The sequence below is a fragment of the Streptococcus sp. SR4 genome, assembly GCF_000517725.1.
GTDB classification, from domain to species: domain Bacteria; phylum Bacillota; class Bacilli; order Lactobacillales; family Streptococcaceae; genus Streptococcus; species Streptococcus salivarius_F.
The window spans coordinates 14,068-34,191 of record NZ_AZYW01000046.1 but is presented as its reverse complement, the minus strand read 5'-3'; the positions used below and the strand labels follow the sequence as shown (position 1 = coordinate 34,191).

Annotated in this window: 19 protein-coding genes; 18 read left to right on the top strand and 1 reads right to left on the bottom strand. The window is 39.4% G+C overall.

From position 1 onward, the window contains the following. Positions 1-40 precede the first annotated feature (40 nt). From HMPREF1519_RS04895 to trmFO, 10 genes are all read left to right on the top strand, one after another. The gene (locus tag HMPREF1519_RS04895) at positions 41-730 is read left to right on the top strand and encodes an XRE family transcriptional regulator (protein ID WP_013990509.1); all 690 of its coding nucleotides are present in this window, start codon (positions 41-43) and stop codon (positions 728-730) included. A 128-nt stretch (positions 731-858) separates the two neighbouring features. Next, positions 859-1,713: a ribosome biogenesis GTPase YlqF gene (gene ylqF, locus HMPREF1519_RS04890; protein ID WP_014634567.1), complete on the top strand. Its 855-nt coding sequence runs from the start codon at positions 859-861 to the stop codon at positions 1,711-1,713. Continuing rightward, a complete protein-coding gene (locus HMPREF1519_RS04885; protein WP_037611364.1) occupies positions 1,700-2,470 on the top strand; it encodes a ribonuclease HII in 771 nt (256 codons plus the stop codon). Before ylqF ends, HMPREF1519_RS04885 begins: the two co-directional genes overlap by 14 nt. A gap of 6 nt (positions 2,471-2,476) precedes the next feature. Then, positions 2,477-3,397: an ROK family protein gene (locus tag HMPREF1519_RS04880; RefSeq protein ID WP_037611363.1), complete on the top strand. Its 921-nt coding sequence runs from the start codon at positions 2,477-2,479 to the stop codon at positions 3,395-3,397. A gap of 66 nt (positions 3,398-3,463) precedes the next feature. After that, a complete protein-coding gene (gene dprA, locus HMPREF1519_RS04875) occupies positions 3,464-4,303 on the top strand; it encodes a DNA-processing protein DprA (RefSeq protein ID WP_037611362.1) in 840 nt (279 codons plus the stop codon). Positions 4,304-4,470: 167 nt separating this feature from the next. Then, positions 4,471-6,615 carry a type I DNA topoisomerase gene (gene topA / locus HMPREF1519_RS04870; RefSeq protein ID WP_014633069.1) on the top strand — a complete coding sequence of 715 codons (2,145 nt, stop codon included), beginning with the start codon at positions 4,471-4,473 and terminating at the stop codon, positions 6,613-6,615. A 116-nt stretch (positions 6,616-6,731) separates the two neighbouring features. Next, positions 6,732-7,556, top strand: a complete 825-nt coding sequence (locus tag HMPREF1519_RS04865; protein WP_037611361.1) for a TraX family protein — start codon at positions 6,732-6,734, stop codon at positions 7,554-7,556. 35 nt (positions 7,557-7,591) lie between these two features. Then, positions 7,592-8,251 (top strand): response regulator transcription factor, encoded by a 660-nt coding sequence (locus tag HMPREF1519_RS04860; protein ID WP_037611359.1) that lies wholly within the window; start codon positions 7,592-7,594, stop codon positions 8,249-8,251. Next, complete coding sequence (locus HMPREF1519_RS04855; RefSeq protein WP_156024874.1) at positions 8,242-9,618, top strand: sensor histidine kinase; 1,377 nt, start codon at positions 8,242-8,244, stop codon at positions 9,616-9,618. The genes HMPREF1519_RS04860 and HMPREF1519_RS04855 overlap by 10 nt, the downstream gene beginning before the upstream one ends. A 117-nt stretch (positions 9,619-9,735) precedes the next feature. Beyond that, positions 9,736-11,079 (top strand): methylenetetrahydrofolate--tRNA-(uracil(54)-C(5))-methyltransferase (FADH(2)-oxidizing) TrmFO, encoded by a 1,344-nt coding sequence (gene trmFO, locus HMPREF1519_RS04850; RefSeq protein ID WP_037611357.1) that lies wholly within the window; start codon positions 9,736-9,738, stop codon positions 11,077-11,079. Between the two features lie 60 nt (positions 11,080-11,139). Here the strand turns inward: trmFO and HMPREF1519_RS04845 are convergent, their stop codons facing one another. Further along, the gene (locus tag HMPREF1519_RS04845; RefSeq protein ID WP_037597859.1) at positions 11,140-12,285 is read right to left on the bottom strand and encodes a cobalamin-independent methionine synthase II family protein; all 1,146 of its coding nucleotides are present in this window, start codon (positions 12,283-12,285) and stop codon (positions 11,140-11,142) included. Between the two features lie 167 nt (positions 12,286-12,452). Between HMPREF1519_RS04845 and ndk the strand changes: the two genes are divergently transcribed. The 8 genes from ndk to alsS all read left to right on the top strand — a co-directional run bounded on the left by ndk (position 12,453) and on the right by alsS (position 20,113). Beyond that, positions 12,453-12,866 carry a nucleoside-diphosphate kinase gene (gene ndk, locus HMPREF1519_RS04840; RefSeq protein WP_197016865.1) on the top strand — a complete coding sequence of 138 codons (414 nt, stop codon included), beginning with the start codon at positions 12,453-12,455 and terminating at the stop codon, positions 12,864-12,866. Position 12,867: 1 nt separating this feature from the next. After that, positions 12,868-13,161: a rhodanese-like domain-containing protein gene (locus HMPREF1519_RS04835; RefSeq protein ID WP_037611354.1), complete on the top strand. Its 294-nt coding sequence runs from the start codon at positions 12,868-12,870 to the stop codon at positions 13,159-13,161. Between the two features lie 211 nt (positions 13,162-13,372). Next, positions 13,373-14,137 (top strand): (S)-acetoin forming diacetyl reductase, encoded by a 765-nt coding sequence (locus HMPREF1519_RS04830; protein WP_002883902.1) that lies wholly within the window; start codon positions 13,373-13,375, stop codon positions 14,135-14,137. Positions 14,138-14,238: 101 nt separating this feature from the next. Next, entirely contained in the window at positions 14,239-14,403 is a 165-nt protein-coding gene (locus HMPREF1519_RS10585; RefSeq protein WP_175057156.1) for a hypothetical protein, read from the top strand. 120 nt (positions 14,404-14,523) lie between these two features. Then, a complete protein-coding gene (lepA, locus tag HMPREF1519_RS04825) occupies positions 14,524-16,356 on the top strand; it encodes a translation elongation factor 4 (protein ID WP_037611351.1) in 1,833 nt (610 codons plus the stop codon). Between the two features lie 47 nt (positions 16,357-16,403). Then, a complete protein-coding gene (locus HMPREF1519_RS04820; RefSeq protein ID WP_037611350.1) occupies positions 16,404-17,783 on the top strand; it encodes a hypothetical protein in 1,380 nt (459 codons plus the stop codon). A gap of 98 nt (positions 17,784-17,881) precedes the next feature. Next, positions 17,882-18,223, top strand: a complete 342-nt coding sequence (locus tag HMPREF1519_RS04815) for a hypothetical protein (RefSeq protein ID WP_037611348.1) — start codon at positions 17,882-17,884, stop codon at positions 18,221-18,223. A 213-nt stretch (positions 18,224-18,436) separates the two neighbouring features. After that, positions 18,437-20,113: an acetolactate synthase AlsS gene (alsS, locus tag HMPREF1519_RS04810; RefSeq protein ID WP_037611347.1), complete on the top strand. Its 1,677-nt coding sequence runs from the start codon at positions 18,437-18,439 to the stop codon at positions 20,111-20,113. Positions 20,114-20,124 lie beyond the last annotated feature (11 nt).

Sequence of the window (20,124 nt, the reverse complement as noted above, 5' to 3'; positions counted from 1 at the left end):
TGATAAACTTATGTTAGTTTATTAACTTACGGAGGTAGCCATGTTTTCAGGACAAAGACTTAAGGAAATTCGAGAAGCACAAGGAATGAGCCAAGCATCAGTAGCTAAGCATCTAGGAATTTCACGCTCCTCTTATTTTAATTGGGAAAATGGTAAGACGAAACCTAATCAAAAGAACCTTTCGGTTTTGGCCGAACTTTTTGGTGTAGCTGAGACCTATTTTCTGTCTGAACATGAGATTGTAGAAGTCTACTTGGAATTAAATGAGGAAAATCGCCAAGAAGCTTTGCGACTCACTAAGGCTCTCCTAGAAGAGCAAGAAGCAGAAAAGCAAAAAGCACCTGTTGTTCCGCTTTACTCATACAAAGTTTTCGAGCGTTTATCAGCCGGAACTGGTTACACTTACTTTGGTGATGGCAATTATGATGAAGTTTTTTATGATGAAGAATTAGATCATGACTTTGCATCATGGGTATTTGGAGACTCTATGGAACCTACCTATCTGAATGGTGAAGTAGTGCTAATCAAACAAACAGGTTTTGATTATGATGGAGCTGTTTATGCTGTAGACTGGGATGGGCAAACCTATATTAAAAAGGTCTATCGAGAGGAAGATGGGCTACGTTTAGTTTCTCTCAATAAACGTTATGGTGATAAGTTTGCACCCTATGACGAAGATCCCCGAATCATCGGTAAAATTGTCGGTAACTTTATGCCTGTTGAGGCTTAGTCAACTTTTATCGATTGGGCATCTTAAACTAAATCTGATATAATATAAGTAAAGTAAAGCCAAGTCTTTGGCTTTTTTTAAAGAGTTTAAATCATATTTTACTAAGAAAATAAAGAGGAGAGATATACATGGCTACTATTCAATGGTTTCCTGGTCACATGTCCAAAGCTCGTCGACAAGTTCAGGAAAATCTGAAGCATGTTGATTTTGTAACAATTTTAGTGGATGCACGTTTGCCACTCTCAAGTCAAAATCCAATGTTGACTAAAATTGTTGGCGATAAACCAAAGCTTTTAATTCTCAATAAGGCTGACCTTGCTGATAGTAATCGTACAAAAGAGTGGCGTAGCTATTTTGAGAGTCAAGGGATTAAAACCTTGGCCATCAATTCCAAGGAACAATCTACAGTTAAATTAGTGACAGACGCTGCTAAGAGTCTTATGGCTGACAAGATTCAACGACTTCGTGAACGTGGTATTCAGAAAGAGACCTTGCGAACCATGATTATTGGGATTCCAAATGCGGGGAAATCTACCTTGATGAATCGTTTAGCTGGTAAAAAAATTGCCGTTGTAGGAAATAAACCTGGTGTGACAAAAGGTCAACAGTGGTTGAAGTCTAATAAGGACTTGGAAATTCTGGATACTCCTGGGATTTTGTGGCCTAAGTTTGAAGATGAATTGGTCGGCTTGAAGCTTGCTTTGACCGGAGCTATCAAGGACCAGCTTTTGCCAATGGATGAAGTCACGATTTTTGGACTCAACTATTTTAAAACTTACTATCCTGAACGTTTAGAGGAACGCTTTAAAGGGATTGACCTTGAAGAAGAGGCACCAGAAATCATTATGGAAATGACTCGAAAACTTGGCTTCCGTGAAGATTATGACCGTTTCTATAATCTATTTGTCAAAGAAGTTCGTGATGGAAAACTAGGTCGTTACACACTTGATATTGTTGGGGTCGATACTGATGGCGACAATTAAAGAAGTCAAAGAGCAATTGTCCACTTTGACAGACCTTGACGATTACCGATGGGCAAGTTTTGAGGAAGATAGTCGAGCTGGTGTACAGACTGCCATTAAGCAACGCCGTAAAGCTATCCTAGCTGAGATTGCTGAGGAAGAACGCTTAGAAAAGATGCTAAGTTACGAAAAAGCGCTTTATGCTCAGGGAGTTGAACTCATTGCAGGTGTTGATGAAGTTGGACGTGGTCCTTTGGCTGGGCCAGTGGTAGCTGCAGCGGTGATTTTACCAAAGCTTTGCAAAATAAAAGGTCTTAATGATAGTAAAAAAATACCAAAATCAAAACATGAAGCTATTTATAAGCAGGTCATGAAGGAAGCGGTAGCCGTCGGGATTGGTATAAAGGACAATCATGTGATTGACGATGTCAATATTTATGAAGCAACCAAGCTTGCTATGACTGAAGCTATTGAAAAACTTAGTCCCAAACCAGAACATTTGTTAATTGATGCCATGACTTTGGACCTACCAATAGGACAAACATCAATTATAAAAGGGGATGCTAATTCTTTATCGATTGCGGCAGCTTCTATCGTAGCAAAGGTAACCCGTGATAAGATGATGGCTGACTATGATCAGGAGTTTCCTGGTTACGCATTTGCTAAAAATGCAGGCTATGGTACCAAGGATCATCTGTCTGGCCTAGATAAATTTGGTGTTACTCCAATTCATAGAAGAAGCTTTGAACCCATAAAGTCAATAATAAAAAGTAGGTGAAGTGGCGTGATTTTAGCTATTGATATTGGAGGAACCTTTATCAAGTTTGGGTTAGTTGATGATGATTTTAGGATTAGCAATCAATCTAAAGTTCCAACACCACCAACGTTAGACGACTTTTGGTTGACTTTAGAGCATATTGTCTCGTCTCACAAGGATATCATTTCTGGGATTGCCATTGCGTGCCCAGGAGAAATAAATAGTAAATGTGGCTTCATTTTCAAGGGAGGTCTTATCCCATATTTAACGGCTATTCCTCTTGGGTCTCGATTGACTAAAACATTTCAACTGCCTGTAAAGATTATTAATGATGCTGACGCGGCAGCTTTGGCTGAAGCCAGATATGGAAGTCTACAAGACTTAGATTGTGGGGCTGCTTTGGTTTTAGGTACGGGTGTTGGTTTAGGACTTGTCTCACAGAAGGACTTGCTATCACCTCTGTCAGTCACCCAATATCTGCGAGCTCCAAGTCCCCAAAGCATGAGTCAAACATCTCTTCCCTTCCAGTGGGAATTGTTTATGCATGGCTTAGTAAGCCTTGTCGATAATAAGGGTTCTGCAGTTGGCTTTGTTCATGAAGCCAGTCAATTACTTGGGTTAAATCAAGACGATGGTCCAGCCGTATTCTCAGCTATAGAGGGAAATCAATCGGAGGATCTAAATCTTTTATTTAAAGACTATTGTCATGAAATTGCTGTTCTTGTGCTAAATTTGCAGAGCTTCTTTAGGCTGGAAAAAGTTGTTATCGGTGGTGGTATCAGTAGGCAAGGTACTTTAATAGAAGGAATAAGTGATGCCTATGAGGAGTTATTTAAGGATAAGCCTGAATTAGGTTTTGAGCCCATAACTATTCAAGCCTGTCATTTCCATAACGATAGTAACCTACTAGGCGCGGCGTCTTATTTTGCTTCTGAAAATGATTTGTAATCACGGAAAGTTCCATAATGGAGCTTTTTTCTTTTCTGTTACGAATAATGAAAAGGAGGTATTTATATGAATAATTTTGAACTTTTTAAACTTAAAGCCGCTGGGTTGACGAATTTGAATATCTTAAATATTTTGGACTATCAAAAGACACAAGATAGAAAATTGAGTTTACGTGATATGGCAGTGGTATCCAAGTCTAAAAATGCCGTTCTTTTTATGGAAAAATACAAGAGTTTAGATATTAAGCAACTCAAAGAACAATTCGACCGTTTTCCTACGTTATCGATTTTTGATAAAGAATATCCCATTGAGCTGAAGCATACCTATAATCCTCCTGTTCTTCTTTATTATCAGGGAAATCTTGATTTACTGAGTAAACCAAAGCTAGCTGTTGTTGGGGCAAGAAAGTGTTCCGAAACAGGCAAACAGTCTGTTCGCAAAATTGTTAGTGAACTTGGTAATCACTTTACTATTGTGAGTGGATTGGCGCGTGGGATTGATACTTGTGCGCATATGGAGGCCTTGAAAAATAAGGGGAACACGATTGCAGTTATCGGGACAGGTCTTGATGTTTATTATCCTAAAGAAAATAAAGCTTTGCAGGACTATATGGCTAAAAATCATTTAGTTCTTTCAGAATATGGACCGGGTGAGCAGCCGCTTAAGTACCACTTTCCTGAACGCAATCGGATTATTTCTGGATTGTGTCAAGGAGTTATGGTCGTAGAAGCAAAACTTCGCTCTGGAAGTCTTATTACTTGTGAGCGTGCCATGGAAGAAGGTAGAGATGTTTTTGCTATTCCAGGAAATATTTTAGATGGAAAGTCAGACGGATGCCATCACTTAATTCAAGAGGGCGCAAAGTGCATTACGACAGGGTTTGACATCCTATCAGAGTTTTCTTGAAAATCAAAGTTTTCCTATAGAGATAAAGTTTTTTATTGACAGTTAAAGAAAAGGACGGTATCATGTTAGTTGCTCGGTCCAAGATGTTTCATTTTTTAATGTCTTGTGACTAGATTTTAGACAGATTAGTGGCGCAGCCAGTTTATAACATTATAAGGAAATAGCCTATGGCGACAGCAACGACAACAAAAACGAAAACTAAAACAACAAAGAAAACGACAGCCAAAAAGGCGACTAAAAAGAGAGCGACACCAAAGAAAAATTTGGTCATCGTGGAGTCTCCTGCTAAAGCGAAAACGATTGAGAAATATCTTGGCCGCAATTATAAAGTTGTAGCCTCTGTTGGGCATATCCGTGATTTGAAAAAATCAAGTATGTCGATTGATTTTGAAAACAACTACGAACCTCAGTACATTAATATTCGAGGTAAGGGACCTCTCATCAATGAATTGAAGAAAGAAGCTAAAAAAGCCAAGCAAGTCTTTCTCGCAAGTGACCCGGACCGTGAAGGGGAAGCCATTTCATGGCATTTGTCACATATTCTTGGATTAGAGCCAGATGATAAGAATCGTGTTGTTTTTAACGAAATTACTAAAGACGCAGTAAAAAATGCCTTTGTAGAGCCACGCGCCATTGACATGGACTTGGTAGATGCCCAGCAAGCTCGTCGTGTCTTGGACCGTATTGTGGGTTACTCTATTTCACCGCTTCTATGGAAGAAGGTTAAGAAAGGTCTTTCTGCAGGTCGTGTACAATCGGTAGCGCTTAAGCTTATTATTGATCGTGAAAATGAAATTAAGGCCTTTAAACCAGAAGAATACTGGACTATTGATGGTGCCTTTAAGAAGGGTGCTAAGAAGTTTCAGGCTAGCTTCTATGGTTTGGATGGTAAAAAGCTTAAGCTCAACAATAATGACGATGTTCAAGCCGTTCTCTCTCGTATCACAAGTGATGATTTTAACGTTGATAAGGTAGAGAAAAAAGAACGTCGTCGTAATGCGCCATTGCCATATACAACATCATCTCTCCAACAGGATGCTGCCAATAAGATTAACTTCCGTACACGTAAGACCATGATGGTTGCCCAACAGTTGTATGAAGGGATTAATCTGGGTTCAGGCGCTCAAGGTTTGATTACCTATATGCGTACGGACTCAACACGTATCAGTCCTGTTGCACAAAACCAGGCTGCTGAATTTATTACAGAACGCTTTGGTTCTAAGTATTCAAAACATGGCAGCAAGGTGAAAAATAGTTCGGGAGCACAAGACGCCCATGAGGCTATTCGTCCGTCAAATGTTTTCCAAACACCAGAAAGCATTGCAAAGTATTTGGATAAGGATCAGCTTAAGCTTTATACTCTTATCTGGAATCGTTTTGTAGCGAGTCAAATGACAGCTGCAGTATTTGATACGATGAAGGTAACCTTGTCTCAAAACGGAGTCATTTTCACAGCAAATGGTAGCCAAATCAAGTTCGATGGTTATATGGCCGTTTACAATGACTCTGATAAGAATAAAATGCTTCCTGATATGGCAGAAGGTGATACGGTTAAGAAGGTTGTGACAACGCCTGAACAACACTTCACGCAACCACCTGCCCGTTATTCTGAAGCGACATTAATTAAGACTTTGGAAGAAAATGGTGTTGGTCGTCCGTCAACTTATGCACCTACACTTGATGTTATTCAACGTCGTTACTATGTCAAATTAGTAGCTAAACGTTTTGAACCAACAGAACTTGGTGAAATCGTTAATAGCTTAATCGTCGAATTCTTCCCAGACATCGTGGATGTTAAATTCACTGCCGAGATGGAAGGAAAACTCGATAAAGTTGAAATCGGTAAGGAACAGTGGCAAAAGGTTATTGATGAGTTCTTCAAACCTTTCCAAAAAGAATTGGAAAAAGCTGAAGAAGGAATTGAAAAAATCCAAATCAAGGATGAGCCTGCTGGTTTTGATTGTGACCTCTGTGGTCACCCAATGGTTATCAAACTTGGCCGTTACGGTAAGTTCTATGCATGTAGTAACTTCCCAGACTGTCACAATACTAAGGCTATAACTAAAGAAATTGGCGTTACTTGCCCAACCTGTGGTAAAGGTCAGGTCATCGAACGTAAGACAAAACGAAATCGTGTCTTTTATGGTTGTGATCGCTACCCTGACTGTGAATTTACATCTTGGGATATCCCTGTTGGACGTAACTGTCCTAAATCAGGCGATTATCTTGTCGAGAAGAAAGTCCGTGGTGGCGGCAAGCAGGTTATCTGTAGTAACGAAGAGTGTGACTACAAAGAATCTATTGTTAAATAAAAAGAAAGCTATCTCAAGTTAAGTCTTGAGATAGCTTTTTTGCATTTTATCAAAAAAACTGATACTTTCCTTAAATTTGTTTTTTATACTAAGGATGAAAAGAAAGGAGAGTTATTATGAAACGTTTAAGTCTATCAGGTTTCCAACTCAAATATATAGCACTAATTACTATGGTATTCGACCATATTCATTATTTTTTTGACTATACTGGGAAAATACCCATTTGGTTTGCTATGATTGGGAGATTAGCGGCCCCCTTGTTTCTATTTGCTGTGATTGAAGGTTTCGTCCATACACACAATCGAAAAAAATACTTCCTAAGGATTTATGCTTTAGCTATTTTGATGGGATTGATTCAGTTTGGATTTTATAATTTTTTACATCCTCTTGTAAGGCCAGATGGTTTCTTTCCACAAAATATGATGTTGTCGTCATTCGTTATCTTACTCGTTGCTTTTCAAGGCATTGCTTGGATTCAAGAACAGAAATACCTTAAAGGGATACCAACATTACTTTTCCCATTGTTGCTTCCATGGTTAATGGTGCCTTTTTATCTGCTAAGTGTGAACAAACCTATGTTAGGTTTTTTACTAAATTTACTCAATTATACAGTGTTGCCAACTCATACATCTATTAGCGATGGAGGAACATGGTTGCTTTTGACTGGTATCGCTATGTATCTTTGTCATAAGAATCCTAAGAAAGAAGTGCTTGCTTTTGTGAGTGTTAGTCTTGTTTGGGCACTAATTGCGATAGTTCTAAGTAGACCTTCTTTTCACGATTTAATGTTTAAATACATTGAATGGATGGAAATATTTGCAGCTCCCTTAATGCTTTGTTATAACGGTCAAAGAGGTAAAGGGTCAAAATATTTGTTCTATGTCTTTTACCCAACACATATTTATCTACTCTACGCCTTGTCAGTTATCTTCTATAGATGATATGATAAGGGTAACTTTGTACGAAAGGAAAGGTTATGGCTCAGATACTTGTTGTTGATGATCAGGAAGATATTGTTCAATTGGTTGTAAAGGCTTTAGAGCTTCAAAATCATAAGGTAACGGGGCTTACAAGTGTTTTAGATTTGGATAAGAACTCGTTGCCACGGTTTGACTTGATTTTACTGGATATCATGATGCCTGATGTTGACGGTCTCCAGTTTTGTCATGAGATTCGTGATCAGGTGGATTGTCCTATACTCTTTATTACAGCCAAAACGCAAGAGGCTGATATTGTCCAAGGGTTAACTTATGGTGCAGATGATTATATTTGTAAGCCATTTGGGGTTAAAGAACTGCAAGCGCGTGTGGCGGCTCACTTGAGACGTGAACATCGTGAGCGCCACCATAAGCTATTAATTGGAAATATTCAGTTTGATTTGTCTGCTCAGGAGCTCTATGTTGAGAATCAGTTGTTAGATTTGACTAAGTCAGAATATGGTATCTGTCAGTTTCTGGCTGAAAATAAGGGCCAAGTCTTTTCCAAAGAACAAATCTACACGCATTTGTACGGCTATGAGGATAAAGGGAGTCCGACAGCAGTGGCCGAACATATCAAAAATATCCGTGCAAAGCTCAAAAATGTTGGGCAAAGTCCTATTGAAACAGTCTGGGGGATTGGTTACAAGTGGCACTAATTAAAAAAAGAGAACACTCTCTAAGAACAATCTTGTTATCTTATGTCCTTTGCCTTACAGTTCTATCAGCAATCAGTAGCCTACTTATTTTGTCTTTATTCAGCTTGTCTTATCGTTTTGGCGTTTTGTTTCCAGCAAATCAGGTAGAAAGTGATTTGCATGCTGTCAGGAATGATATTGAAACTTCTAAGGTCTTTAATCCAGATGTCTTGCCTGATGGTACAAGCTATGTCTTTTTGACTAGGGATTTTAAGCTTAAGAAGTCTAACATGCCAGTTAACTTGCAAGAAGAATCCTTGCTAGATTACCAATTCAAGAATGCTCATGGTGGCAAATATGGCTATTTTCAGTCATTTGAACGGTCAGATGGGATAGTCATTGTCAATTATCAACTATCACCTCGGTATCGTAATGAGTGGATGAACCAGCATTTGCCTAATGCTAATCTATTGATGATTGGCTCAATGATGGTGTCTGTCCTACTCATATTTATTACTTTAACTTTTTACTATGCTAGTAAATTGAGTCGAGAGTTGAGACCAATATTGAAGGCAACAGAGAAAATAGCAGAGCAAGACTTGGATTTTCAAACGTCCAAATCTAAAATTACTGAGTTTAACCGGGTTTTAAATGGTTTGGATAATATGCGAGTAGCACTTCGTGAGTCTTTGATAGAAAATTGGAAGGCAGAGCAAGATAAACAAAATCAGATTTCTGCTCTGACACATGATTTAAAGACACCCCTAACAGTTGCCCGTGGGAATGCTGAACTCTTAGCTATGACCTCCTTGGATGCGGAACAGATGGATTTGTTAGAGCATTTTCAAAAAGGGATTGCACAGGTTGATGCTTATGTGAAAGAGTTGTCTGAACTCAACAAAACGAGTTTGAAGAAAACTTTGACGCTTGAAGAAATTCCAGTTAAGGAATTTGTTGAAGACATTTACGATCAAACCTTGTCATTATCACAAACGAAAAAAATCAATGTGGTATTTGACAAGAAGAAAATTGCGAAAGAAACCATAGGCAATTGGGACAGGTCCTTGTTGAATCGAGCTTTTATGAATATCCTTTCGAATGCGGTAGAACATACGCCTAGTGGTAGTCAGTTGCTCTTAACTGCTAGGGTAGAAGATGATGAATTCAAGTTTGTTTGTCTTGATTCTGGCCCTGGATTTTCCCTTGAATCACTTGAAAAGGCCACTCAGCTCTTTTATCAGGAGGATAAAAGTAGACAGAGCCGCAATCATAGTGGACTTGGTCTGACTATTGCTAATGATATTATTCGCTTACACCATGGTAGTCTTTCTCTTTCAAATGACAATGGCACAGGTGGTGCTAAAGTGACTATCATGTTACCCCTTTAAATACAGATGACTCCTAGTCGCCAGATGAGGAGTTTTTTGCTATACTACTAAGAGAAAAAATGAAGAAAGATTTGTGGGAGCAGGATTTTATCTTGTTCCCGAAGAGGTATTAGTGTCATGTCTCAATCAAAAGCAGATTATATTAACGTGATTGGAGCTGGTTTGGCCGGATCCGAGGCGGCTTATCAGATTGCCAAACGTGGTATTCCAGTAAAACTTTATGAAATGCGTGGGGTCAAAGCAACACCACAGCATAAGACAACAAATTTTGCAGAATTGGTTTGTTCTAACTCTTTTCGTGGAGATAGCTTGACCAATGCTGTAGGGCTTCTTAAAGAAGAAATGCGTCGCTTGGACTCTATCATTATGCGTAATGGAGAAGCTCACCGTGTGCCAGCTGGTGGTGCCATGGCGGTGGACCGTGAAGGTTATGCAGAAGCAGTGACAGCTGAAATTGAAAATCATCCATTAATTGAAGTTATCCGTGAAGAAATCACAGAAATTCCTGATGATGCCATTACAGTTATTGCTTCAGGACCATTGACTTCTGATGCTTTAGCTGAAAAAATTCATGAACTAAACGGTGGAGATGGCTTCTATTTCTATGATGCCGCTGCACCAATCGTTGATAAAGCGACTATCGACATGAACAAGGTTTACCTTAAGTCACGCTATGACAAGGGTGAGGCAGCTTATCTAAACTGTCCAATGACTAAGGAAGAGTTCATGGCTTTCCATGAGGCTTTGACAACAGCTGAAGAAGCTCCTTTGAATTCTTTCGAAAAAGAAAAGTATTTCGAAGGGTGTATGCCTATCGAGGTCATGGCTAAACGTGGTATCAAGACAATGCTCTATGGCCCTATGAAACCAGTTGGTTTGGAGTATCCTGATGATTACAAAGGTCCACGTGACGGCGATTTCAAGACACCTTATGCGGTTGTTCAGCTTCGTCAGGACAATGCGGCTGGTAGTCTCTATAATATTGTTGGTTTCCAAACTCACCTTAAATGGGGAGAACAGAAGCGCGTCTTCCAAATGATTCCAGGACTTGAAAATGCTGAATTTGTGCGTTATGGGGTTATGCACCGCAACTCTTACATGGATTCGCCAAACTTGCTCAAACAGACCTTCCAATCAAAATCAAACCCTAATTTGTTCTTTGCGGGACAAATGACTGGTGTTGAAGGTTATGTTGAATCAGCTGCCTCAGGTTTGGTTGCTGGAATCAATGCAGCCCGTCTCTTTAAAGGTGAAGATGAAGTTATCTTCCCTCATACAACAGCTATCGGAAGCCTCCCATATTATGTGACACATGCTGAAAGCAAACATTTCCAACCAATGAATGTTAACTTTGGTATTATCAAAGAGTTGGAAGGTCCACGTATTCGTGACAAGAAAGAGCGTTACGAAAAAATTGCTGAGCGTGCTCTTAAAGATTTACAACCTTTTATTCAAGCTTAGACAATATTAAAATCCCTTACCGAATTCGGTAAGGGATTTTTCAGATCTAAAAGTATCCAATTAACCAAAGAATTTCTTAGCGATATCTTGACCTTGTTTAATTTTAGCCCATTGTTGTGGTGTTGCCAACTCATTACCTGAGTCACATGAGGCGAAACCACATTGGTGAGAAAGGAAGAGACGCTCTTTAGGAAGGATTTGACTAGCTTTTTCAAGCAAGTCAAGAACACGTTCTTCGTCGTCAAGTTCAGTTGTTTTAGATGACAAAAGTCCTAGTACAACTTCAGCTTTGCTATCTTTGAGGGCTTCGAGAGCCTTGATATCACCAGCTGTATCGCTGTCCCATTCAAGGAAGAAGCGATCATAGTGTTGCTCTGCCAAGAACTTCTTAGCAATGGCTTCGTAAGTTCCTTCGGCAGCAGAACGGCTTTCATAGTTACCACGACAGTTGTGTGTCCAAACCGTTAAACCAAGTTCATGAGCATAATCTACAACTTCATTATTGATTGATACAAACTCATCAGCCAATTCTGCCAAATCAGAATTACCTTCCGCAAAGAAACTTGCAGGGTTTGATGGGTCAAAGAGTTCCCAGAGACAGTCGTCAAATTGAACGATTTTTCCACCAACTGTCTTGTATTCTTCCAAGAATTCTTTATAGGCATTAATCAAACCTTTTTTAAGGTCTTCATTTGTTTCATAGACTTGTCCTGGACCAGCCAAACGGTCAAAGATAGCAAGTTCAGTGTAGGCATGAGCAGGTCCCCAGATAGTTTGTTTGGTATCTTCATCACCAGCTTCAGCCTTAACCAATTTATAGATATCTAGGTAATGGTGGTTTTTACCTGAGAGAGGTTCAGTGATACGAATCCCAATATCCTTACGAGTCTCATATTGTCCGCCATCGTGGTCTTTAAATGTATAACCATGCTCAGCAATGTAACGTTCGATCCCTTTGAGACCCCAGACAAAGTCCAAGTGCCACATAGAACGCCCGAACTCACCATCGGTAAGGATGTCAATACCATTAGCCTTTTGGTCAGCTACAATTTGCTTAATATCTGCAGTTTCAGTTTCTTGATAACCAGGAAGGGCATCGTAGAAAGGATACTGGATATCGTCACGGTGCTCGATTTCGTCCTTGTATTTACGGAGATCTGCAGGACGAAGGAGAGAACCAACTAATTGAAATTTAGATTTTGTCATAAGATTCACCTCAAAATAAGATTTTATGTCTATAATACTTTTTATTTATTTCAATTGAAAATAGTTATTTTCTTCCTGTGGGTATAGTTTAAGACTATATAAAGTTTTGGTCTGCAAAATGATACTTCCTATGGTAAAATGAAAAGAAAACAATGAAGGTTGGGAACATGCAAAAAACATTTTTTATTATTAAACCAGATGCTGTAAAACGACACTTGATGGGACAAGTGATTGATCGTATTGAACGTCGTGGTTTCATTATTGAACGAATGGAAATGCTGACACTTGACGAAGAACGTCTTAAAGAACATTATGCTCAATTGGTTGATAAACCTTTTTTTCCTAGCATTGCAGAATTTATGATGAGTGGTCCATCCGTTATTGGTATTATTTCTGGTCCAGGTGTTATCAAGTCATGGCGTGATATGATGGGAGCAACTAATCCTGGGGATGCTGTTCCTGGAACGATTCGTGGAGACTTTGCAACCGCACCAGATGGTGACATGATTCCAAATATCGTTCATGGCTCTGATTCAGAAGAATCTGCGGCTCGAGAAATTAAGATTTGGTTTGGTGAGTAGGATGGATATAGTACAGATTCAATCAGATTTAGCTAAGGGTGGACTATTGATTGATGTCAGAACTCCAGAAGAGTATGGAGAAGGTCATGTTAAGGATGCCTTATTAATTCCTCACACGCAGGTTTTCACCGCTGACATTCCAGCTAAAAAAGACGATTCCATTTATCTTTATTGTAAAATGGGACCTCGTGCTGAATTTGCTGCATCAGTTCTTAAAGAGCGAGGCTATACTAAGGTGACTAACTTGGGCGGCTTGGACGATATGGAAGCACTAGGTTTTGAATTTGAGGAATAATAGGAATAAGGTCACCCAAGGGTGGTCTTATTTGTTTTCAGAAAAGTTTGATAATTACTTGACAACGTTTTCATAAAGGGGTAGAATTTTATTTGAGTTAAGACAAAGCCTATGAAAATGACTTTGCCAGAACTTGACTAACTTAGCGTATTCCAATTGAGATAAGAACTATTATTGGGTCCGTTACTCAATTGGTAGAGGAGGATTTCGTATGTCAAAAGTTGCTATTGTTACAGGTGCAGGTCAAGGTATTGGTTTTGCGATTGCAAAACGTTTGGTTGAAGATGGTTTTAAAGTCGGAGTATTGGACTACAACGCTGAAACTGCAGAAAAAGCTGTTGCTGAATTGTCAGCAGACAAAGCATTTGCAGTTGTAGCTGATGTATCTAAACAAGCTGAAGTAGCAGCTGCTTTCCAAAAAGTTGTTGATCACTTTGGCGATTTGAATGTTGTTGTTAATAATGCCGGTGTGGCTCCAACAACACCTCTTGATACAATTACTGAAGAACAGTTCCAACGTACATTTAACATCAATGTCGGTGGTGTTATCTGGGGTGCTCAAGCTGCACAAGCACAATTTAAAGCACTCGGCCATGGTGGTAAAATCATCAATGCAACATCTCAGGCTGGTGTCGTTGGTAACCCTAACTTGACTGTATACGGTGGTACTAAATTTGCTGTGCGTGGTATCACTCAAACTTTGGCGCGTGATTTGGCTGATTCAGGCATCACTGTCAATGCTTATGCACCAGGTATCGTTAAGACTCCAATGATGTTTGACATTGCCCACGAAGTTGGTAAAAATGCTGGTAAAGATGATGAATGGGGTATGCAAACTTTTGCTAAAGATATTACCCTCAAACGTTTGTCTGAACCTGAAGACGTAGCAGCAGCAGTTAGCTTCCTTGCTGGACCTGACTCAAACTACATCACAGGTCAAACAATCATCGTTGATGGTGGTATGCAATTCCATTAAGATTGAAAGGGAGAGCGAGAAGCTCTCTTTTTTTGCTTGATATAACATAATATTTCTGATAATATAATGGTAATTAATTATGCTTTAAAAGGAGTATCCCGATGTCAGACATTTTGCAGTATATTGTTGAACACCCATTTTTCTGTCTTATTCTATTAGGGGTTGTTGTACTTGCCTGTGGGTTGGGGCCATTTTCAAGTAGTTCAACAGAAAACAAGCGCTCAGCAATTATTAATAAGCACTACAACGATACTTTTAAGAAATAAGAAGGACTAATGCAGTCAGAAAGCAGATATTAGAGATAGGCAAAAGCCTGTCTTTTTTGTATAATAGAAGGTAACGATTAGTTTTTTTATAATCACAAGTAAGAACTAGGAAAGATAAAAATGCCAAATATTGAAGAATTAAAACAACGACAGGAGAAGATTCGTAACTTCTCTATTATTGCTCATATTGACCATGGTAAATCAACGCTTGCTGACCGTATCTTGGAAAAAACTGAGACTGTGTCAAGTCGTGAGATGCAGGCGCAGCTCCTTGATAGTATGGATCTTGAGCGTGAACGTGGTATCACTATCAAACTAAATGCCATTGAGCTTAACTACACAGCTAAAGATGGTGAGACTTATATTTTCCACCTTATCGACACACCGGGACACGTGGACTTTACTTATGAGGTGTCACGTTCCCTTGCTGCCTGTGAGGGGGCTATCTTGGTGGTGGATGCAGCTCAAGGGATTGAAGCACAAACACTTGCCAATGTTTATTTGGCGCTTGATAATGACTTGGAAATCTTACCAGTTATCAATAAAATCGACCTTCCAGCTGCAGATCCTGAGCGTGTACGTACAGAGGTTGAAGATGTTATCGGACTAGATGCTTCGGAAGCTGTACTTGCATCAGCTAAGGCTGGTATTGGTATCGAAGAGATTCTCGAACAAATCGTTGAGAAGGTTCCTGCGCCTCAAGGTGATGTGGAAGCACCTCTTCAAGCCCTTATCTTTGACTCTGTTTATGATGCGTATCGTGGTGTTATCCTCCAAGTGCGTGTGGTTAACGGAATGGTTAAACCTGGTGATAAGATTCAAATGATGTCTAACGGTAAGACCTTTGACGTTACAGAGGTTGGTATCTTTACGCCTAAGGCTGTTGGCCGTGACTACCTTGCGACAGGGGATGTTGGTTATGTCGCAGCCTCAATTAAGACAGTTGCGGATACTCGTGTCGGTGATACAGTGACACTTGCAGACAATCCTGCGGCAGAACCACTTCATGGTTATAAGCAAATGAACCCAATGGTATTTGCAGGTCTTTATCCAATTGAGTCAAATAAATATAACGACTTGCGTGAGGCTCTTGAAAAGCTTCAATTGAATGATGCCAGTCTTCAATTTGAGCCTGAAACGTCTCAAGCCCTTGGTTTTGGTTTCCGTTGTGGTTTCTTGGGTCTTCTTCATATGGATGTTATTCAAGAGCGTTTGGAACGTGAGTTTAACATTGATCTCATCATGACAGCACCATCAGTAGTTTACCATGTTAACACTACTGACGGTGAAATGCTTGAAGTGTCCAACCCATCTGAATTCCCAGATCCTACACGTATTGATGCCATCGAAGAGCCTTATGTTAAAGCTCAAATTATGGTTCCTCAAGAGTATGTTGGTGCTGTTATGGAGTTGGCGCAACGTAAACGTGGTGATTTTGAAACTATGGAATATATTGATGATAATCGTGTTAACGTTATCTATCAGATTCCACTTGCCGAAATCGTCTTTGATTTCTTTGATAAATTGAAATCATCAACACGTGGTTATGCAAGTTTCGACTATGAATTGTCAGAGTACCGCCGTTCACAATTGGTGAAAATGGATATTCTCCTTAATGGTGACAAGGTCGATGCCCTTAGCTTCATTGTTCACAAGGAATTTGCCTACGAGCGTGGAAAACTTATCGTTGATAAACTTAAGAAAATCATTCCACGTCAACAATTCGAAGTGCCAATCCAAGCGGCTATCGGTCAAAAAATCGTTGCCCGTACAGATATCAAAGCCCTTCGTAAAAACGTCTTGGCTAAGTGTTACGGTGGTGACGTTTCACGTAAACGTAAACTCCTCGAAAAACAAAAAGCCGGTAAGAAACGTATGAAAGCCATCGGTTCGGTTGAAGTCCCACAAGAAGCCTTCTTGTCAGTGCTTTCAATGGACGAAGATGAGAAATAAAAGTAATAGTCAGAATGTGATGTTCTGGCTATTTTTGTAAAAAAGTTATGATAAAGAAGATTTTAAGATTTCCCTTCTCGAAGCGTGGAAGGATTTATACTGCGACTTTACTCACACTTTTCTTTTTAGGAAATGCTTATGTCAAACATAAATTTCATGAAAAAGCTGTAGAGGAATTACAGACTGCTCTAAAAGCGGATAAGGTAACTGACAATGAGATTTTTGGTAGCCGCAATCAGTATGTTGCCATTAGTCAGGAAGAACCCACTTACTATAATTCTGAAGATAAGGTAGCGACTGAGTTGATTGGTAGAAATCATTTTGTTCGCTATTACGATACCATGAGTAGTCTGCATCAAGCTCATTTGGTAGTTTATGATATTAACAAAGATTTAAAAAAAGAAATTATTAATCTGGCTCCATATTTGAAGAAAATCAGGGATTTTAAGGAAATCAAAGAATTGACTGTGTCTTTAAGAACGATTGATGGTTATGATTATGTTTTCTTGACGAATTCTCGAAGCGATAAGCAATTCGCTTACAATTTGGATACGAACCAATTTTTAAATAGTAATTTACCAGATTATTCTTATAGTAAGGATGAATTGCTTTATTTTGGTGATAAGAGTTCTGCTCGAAATCAGATGAATGATAGCACCATGTGGGGATATTTAAAGAGAGAAGGAAACTTGGATGAGCTTTTAAGGAAGTCCCCAGCCCCAAAAGACAGCTATTTATCTGCTCAGCTAAACCTTATCATAGAAATTGATAATGTGGACATTACCAAAGAGGAAAATCAGATTAATCTATTTAACGACAATCCTGAAGTCAAACATATTTACGAAGAAGCTGTTAATCAGACAACAACAAATAGTAATACAATAAAGAAATTTAAAGTATTGACCCGTCAAGGCAAGGAGGGAGATTTTCCAGCTGGTCCAACTGAGCCAGTGAAAAGAAAAGGACCTGATAAACCTAGTGAACCAAAAAAAGTTCCAGAATTAAACGTTTTTCCTGATTCTATTTTTCCTATTAAAACCTTAAGTTTTAGTGAGATTCTTAACAAAAAGACTCAACAAGACTATCAGAAAGACTATCGAGCTTACGAAAAAGCACGTCAAAAAGTTCAAAAGGATTACGATAGGGAATATAATGCCTATAAAAAGCAAATAGCTCAATATGAGTCTTATAGAGATAGAGAGTACGAAAGACAATCACAAATCTATTTTTCTCCTGAAGAGCAAACAAATGATATTTTACATTGGTTGGGAACAAATGGAGAAGATACGATTGTAGCTTCCGTGGAGGACAGTGCTGGTATTAAGAAAGATATCCATTCTTTTGCTGATATAAAGGATTGGGTGGAAAAACATGATTATGATTCCAGTATTAAGTCAGACTTTAGAGACTACAAAGGGGGCGACTAAGTATTCTTGAATGTCTATGTGGCTTCTACAAACCCTACACAAGCTTTTTTCTCGGCTTTAGGCTATAATAGACAAAAAGGAATGTTGGGAGGGCCATTATGGATATCACAAGTTTTATTCCTAGTCAGCGACAGGCTATTCTGGAGCGTTTTCAGCAAGTGGAGGCCTTGGGCCTAGGGGCAATTCGTATTGAGTTGAAGGTTGCGAATCCTGTTGGCATCATCTATGAGTGCTACATTATGGCAGGGGAGAATTATTTTTCTGATCAAGCAGTGCTATCCTTCCGTATTCTTTACGAAAAGGACTTGGAACGTATTTCTTTAGATGTCGTTGACATCCCTGGTCGCTCAAGTTTGTCTAATTATCTCCAGTTACTAGAGATTTTTGAAGGCTTGCAAAATTATCTTAATCGAGAGTTTGCTAAGGTAAAAAATACATGAACATCTGATAGCAATCAGGTGTTTCTTTTTGTGTTAGAAGTTCAAAAATTCACAATCCTTTTTTCACAAGATTGTCTGAAAACTGTGCTATAATGATAACAGAATTGTGAAGTGACGAAAGTTTGTGAAAAAACGAGCAGACTTTGGCACTTTGTGACTTATACTTGAAAGGAAAGTTGGCTCTAACATTTTAGGGCCAGAAGGACTGTGTTCATGTCAGAAGAAAAGCAATTGTATGGTGCGGATTTAGTGGTTGATAGTTTGATCAACCATGATGTTGATTATGTCTTTGGGATTCCAGGTGCAAAAATCGATAGAGTCTTTGATACCTTGGAAGATAAAGGACCTGAATTGATAGTTGCCCGTCATGAGCAAAATGCTACTTTTATGGCTCAAGGTGTTGGACGTATTACAGGGAAACCTGGTGTAGTATTGGTAACATCTGGTCCAGGTGTCTCTAATTTGGCTACTGGTTTGGTAACAGCGACGGATGAAGGAGATCCTGTTCTTGCCATTGGTGGTCAGGTTAAGCGTGCAGATCTCTTGAAACGTGCTCACCAATCAATGAATAATGTTGCCATGCTTGAGCCAATTACCAAGTATGCTGCTGAAGTACATGATGCTAATACCCTTTCTGAAACGGTAGCAAATGCCTATCGTCATGCTAAGTCAGGGAAACCAGGTGCAAGCTTTATTTCAATTCCTCAAGACGTGACCGATGCTCCGGTCAGTGTTAAGGCTATCAAGCCTATGACAGATCCAAAACTTGGTTCAGCATCTGTTTCTGATATTAACTATCTCGCACAAGCCATAAAAAATGCAGTGTTGCCAGTCTTTCTTTTGGGGAATGGTGCCTCATCAGAAGCCGTCACTTACTCTATTCGTCAAATTTTGAAGCATGTTAAATTGCCAGTTGTTGAAACTTTCCAAGGTGCTGGTATCGTGTCACGTGACCTTGAAGAAGATACTTTCTTTGGTCGTGTGGGTCTTTTCCGTAACCAACCGGGAGACATGTTGCTTAAGAAGTCTGACTTGATTATTGCCATTGGGTATGACCCAATCGAGTATGAAGCACGTAACTGGAATGCTGAAATTTCAGCCCGTATCATTGTAATTGACGTTGAACCTGCTGAGGTGGATACTTACTTCCAGCCAGAACGTGAGTTGATTGGTAATGTTGAAGCAACTTTAGATTTGCTCTTGCCAGCTATTCAAGGTTATAAATTACCTGAAGGATCAGTTGAATACCTTAAAGGGTTGAAGAATAACGTTGTTGAGGATGTTAAGTTTGATCGCCGACCTGAAGAAGGAAAGGTACATCCGCTAGATTTGATTGAAGTTTTGCAAGACCAAACCAAAGATGATATGTCAGTCACCGTTGACGTTGGTAGTCACTACATTTGGATGGCTCGCTATTTCAAATCTTATGAACCACGTCATTTGCTTTTCTCAAATGGGATGCAAACTTTAGGTGTTGCTCTTCCGTGGGCCATCTCTGCAGCTTTGGTTCGTCCTAAGACAAAAGTCATTTCTGTTTCTGGTGACGGTGGTTTCCTTTTCTCAGCACAAGAATTGGAAACGGCAGTTCGTTTGAAATTGCCAATTGTTCATATTATCTGGAACGATGGCCATTACAATATGGTGGAATTCCAAGAAGAAATGAAGTACGGTCGTTCATCTGGGGTTGACTTTGGTCCTGTAGATTTTGTAAAATATGCTGAGAGCTTTGGAGCGAAAGGTTATCGTGCAACAAGTAAAGAAGAGTTTGCTAGCTTGCTTCAAGAAGCCTTGGCTCAAGCTGTAGATGGACCAGTCCTTATTGATGTTCCAATCGACTATAAAGACAATATTAAACTCGGCGAAACGATTTTGCCAGATGAATTTTACTAAAAAGAGGGTGT